This is a genomic window from Streptomyces humi (genome assembly GCF_001005085.2).
GTDB lineage: Bacteria > Actinomycetota > Actinomycetes > Streptomycetales > Streptomycetaceae > Streptomyces > Streptomyces humi.
The window spans coordinates 1-3,851 of sequence record NZ_LBMU02000177.1 but is presented as its reverse complement, the minus strand read 5'-3'; the positions used below and the strand labels follow the sequence as shown (position 1 = coordinate 3,851).

Below are 3,851 nucleotides of genomic sequence, written 5' to 3'. Positions count from 1 at the left end.
CCCAACCGAGAGGGACGTGCGCGACGGCCCACCCGAGAGGGACGTGCGCGACGGGTGGTGCCGGTGCGGTCGTCGGTGCCGGGGCCGTGCAGGATGGACTCATGGACCTTCGCATCTTCACCGAGCCCCAACAGGGCGCGAGCTACGACACCCTCCTCGCCGTGGCCAAGGCCACCGAGGACCTCGGCTTCGACGCCTTCTTCCGGTCCGACCACTATCTGAAGATGGGCGACGTCGACGGGCTGCCCGGCCCCACCGACGCCTGGATCACCCTCGCCGGGCTCGCCCGCGAGACCAAGCGGATCCGGCTCGGCACGCTCATGACCGCGGCCACCTTCCGGCTGCCCGGCGTGCTCGCCATCCAGGTCGCCCAGGTCGACCAGATGTCCGGCGGCCGGGTCGAACTGGGCCTCGGCGCGGGCTGGTTCGAGGAGGAGCACAAGGCGTACGGCATCCCCTTCCCGAAGGAGAAGTTCGGCCGCCTGGAGGAGCAGCTGGCGATCGTCACCGGACTCTGGGAGACCGAGCTCGGTGAGACCTTCGACTTCCACGGCACCCACTACGACCTGACCGGCTCGCCCGCGCTGCCCAAGCCCGCCCAGGCGCGGATCCCGGTGCTGATCGGCGGCCACGGTGCCACCCGCACCCCCCGGCTGACCGCCCGTTACGCCGACGAGTTCAACATGCCGTTCGCGTCGGTGCAGGACAGCAAGGCGCAGTTCGGCCGGGTCCGCACCGCCGTCGAGACCGCCGGCCGCAAGGGTGACGACCTGACCTACTCCAACGCCCTCGTGGTCTGCGTCGGCAAGGACGACCAGGAGGTGGCCCGCCGGGCGGCCGTGATCGGCCGTGAGGTCGACGAGCTGAAGACGAACGGTCTGGCCGGCACCCCCGCCGAGGTCGTCGAGAAGATCGGCCGTTACGCCGAGATCGGCTCCGAACGCATCTACCTCCAGATCCTCGACCTGTCCGACCTGGACCACCTGGAACTGATCTCCGCCCAGGTCCAGTCCCAGCTGTCGTAACCGGCCGGGGCCCGCGCGTCCGGCCGGTCGTGACAGAGCTGTGACCGGAACTATGGCTTCCGCCACAGTCGCCCGGCGCCCGCCCTGATGAGGTGGCCGGATGCGCAGGCCCCGCCCCCGTCTCCTCGTCCCCGGTGCCGTCCTGCTCCTGCTGGCCACCGCGTGCGGCGCGGTCCGCGCGGACCAGGACGGCAGTGCCGGAGCGGCCGTTCCGGCACCCCGCGCCACCGTCACCGACCCCCCGGTGGACGGTGTGCAAATCACCTCGGTCACCCTCCCGTCCGCCTCCCCGGCCCCGTCGGCCACCCCGGGCGGGGTGCACGCGGACCGGCTGCCCGGCGGCTCCGGGATCTCCGCGGCCTACCGGGTCAGCAACGACGGCGCCGAGGCCATGACCTACACCGTGCTCTTCGCCTTCACCACGGACACCGGCGCGGTCATGGACCACAAGGAGGTGACCGTGAGCGGGGTCGGTCCCGGCCGCGGCAGGAGCGGGACGGTCGACCTGGGCGCACTCGCCCCCGGCGCCTCCCCGGTGACCCGGGTGCGGATCGAGAAGGTCAGCAAGGTCCCCACCGCCGAGGCGCCGGCCCGGACGGGCGCCTGTCCCGCGTCCGGCCTGCGGCTGTGGGCCGACGACGGCGATGCCGCGATGGGCCTGCGGATCGTCGGACTCCACCTGGAGAACTGCGGGAAACAGGACCGCACCCTCGACGGCTATCCGCGGCTGACCCTGCTGGACGAGGACCGCGAGCCCGTCCACGGCATCCGCGTCCTGCACGGCGGCACCGCCATCGCCTCCGGAACCGGCTTCGACGACCCGCCCGCCCCGCTCACCCTGAAACCCGGCCAGACCGCCCTCTCCGCCCTGATCTGGCGCAACACGACACTGGCCGGCACCGCGGTGAACGTGCCCTACGTCCGCGTCCTGGCCGAGCCGGGCGCCGCGCCCGTGACGGTCGCCCCGGGTCTGGACCTCGGCACCACGGGACGGCTCGGCGTCGGCGCCTGGAAACGGGCCGGCCGGTAGCACGGGAAAATCCCGCGTCCCGCACCGCGAACATAGGTACGTTGGAACCGCTGACAAGCGCACCACCAGCGCTTTCACGCTCATTTCTGACCCTTTTCGAGGCGACCCACCGTGTTCCTGACGATCACCACCACCGGCACCCCCGACCGCCCCGCGACCGACCTCGGGTACCTGCTCCACAAGCACCCCGACAGCGCGCAGCAGTTCTCGACCTCCTACGGCACCGCGCACGTCTTCTACCCGGAGGCGGACGCCCGGCGCTGCACGGCGGCGCTGCTCCTGGAGGTCGACGCGGTCGCGCTGGTCCGGCGCGGCAAGGGCAAGGGCCGTGGTGGCGCACCTGACGCGGCGCTCGCGCAGTACGTCAACGACCGCCCGTACGCGGCCTCCTCGCTGCTCGCGGTGGCGATCGGCAACGTCTTCTCCAGCGCGGTGCGCGGCGTGTGCCGCGCCCTTCCCGAAGCCCCGGCCCGGCCGCGGCCGTTGCGCGTGGAGGTCCCCGCGCTGCCCGCCCGCGGCGGCCCCGGCCTGGTACGACGCCTCTTCGAACCGCTCGGCTGGACGGTCACCGCCGAACCGGTCGCCCTGGACAGCGCGTTCCCGGAGTGGGGCGACTCGCGGTACGTGGCGCTGGTCCTGGAGTCCGACGCGCTCACGCTCGCGCAGGCGCTGCGCCACCTCTACGTCCTGCTCCCGGTCCTCGACGACGCCAAGCACTACTGGGTGACCTCCGAGGAGGTCGACAAGCTGCTGCGGGCCGGTGAGGGCTGGCTGCCCGGCCACCCGGAGCAGCAGCTCATCACCACCCGCTACCTGTCCCGCCGCTGGGCGCTGACCCGGCAGGCGATGGAACGGCTGGAACTGGTGCGGCTCGCCGAGACCGACGACAGCGAGGTCGAGGAGATCGACAACGCGGTCGAGGAGGAGACGGAGACCGAGGAGCGGCCGACCCCGCTCGCCGTGCGACGGCGCGAGGCGATCCTGGACGCGCTGAAGCGCTCCGGTGCCGCCCGCGTCCTCGACCTCGGCTGCGGCCAGGGCCAGTTGACGCAGGCACTGCTGAAGGACCCGTCGTTCACCGAGATCGTCGGCGTCGACGTGTCGATGCGGGCGCTCACCATCGCCTCCCGGCGGCTGAAGCTGGACCGCATGGGGGAGCGGCAGGCCTCCCGGGTCAGGCTTCTGCACGGCTCGCTGGCCTACACCGACAACCGGCTCAAGGGGTACGACGCCGCCGTGCTGAGCGAGGTGATCGAGCACCTCGACCTGCCCAGGCTGCCCGCCCTGGAATACGCGGTGTTCGGCGCCGCCCGTCCCCGCACGGTCCTCGTGACCACCCCGAACGTCGAGTACAACGTCCGCTGGGAGACCCTGCCCGCCGGACACCGCAGGCACGGCGACCACCGCTTCGAGTGGACCCGCGAGGAGTTCCGGACGTGGGCCCACCGGATCGCCGGACTCCACGGGTACGAGGTCGGGTTCACACCCGTCGGGCCGGACGACCCCGAGGTCGGGCCGCCCACCCAGATGGCCGAGTTCACACTCGTCGCGAAGGAGGCGAAGGCAGCATGACCGAGCAGACGAACGGACGGGTCCTGCCCGTCACCGACCTCTCCCTGGTCGTCCTCGTCGGCGCCTCCGGATCCGGCAAGTCCACCTTCGCGCGCCGCCACTTCAAGCCGACCGAGGTGCTCTCCTCCGACTTCTGCCGGGGACTGGTCTCCGACGACGAGAACGACCAGAGCGCGTCGAAGGACGCCTTCGACGTCCTGCACTACATCGCGGGCAAGCGCCTG

At 72.2% G+C, this 3,851-nt stretch carries 4 protein-coding genes; all 4 read left to right on the top strand.

Annotation, left to right across the window (positions count from 1 at the left end; all coding sequences use genetic code 11):
• The first annotated feature begins 101 nt into the window (after nt 1-101).
• Entirely contained in the window at nt 102-1,025 is a 924-nt protein-coding gene (locus AAW13_RS43730) for an LLM class F420-dependent oxidoreductase (RefSeq protein ID WP_046728576.1), read from the top strand.
• 100 nt (nt 1,026-1,125) lie between these two features.
• A complete protein-coding gene (locus tag AAW13_RS43725; protein ID WP_046728577.1) occupies nt 1,126-2,055 on the top strand; it encodes a DUF4232 domain-containing protein in 930 nt (309 codons plus the stop codon).
• Nucleotides 2,056-2,166: 111 nt separating this feature from the next.
• Nucleotides 2,167-3,627 carry a 3' terminal RNA ribose 2'-O-methyltransferase Hen1 gene (locus tag AAW13_RS43720; protein ID WP_046728578.1) on the top strand — a complete coding sequence of 487 codons (1,461 nt, stop codon included), beginning with the start codon at nt 2,167-2,169 and terminating at the stop codon, nt 3,625-3,627.
• Nucleotides 3,624-3,851, top strand: a 228-nt coding sequence (locus tag AAW13_RS43715) for an AAA family ATPase (protein ID WP_143145121.1), incomplete at its 3' end; no start/stop codon positions are given. The genes AAW13_RS43720 and AAW13_RS43715, both read left to right, overlap by 4 nt.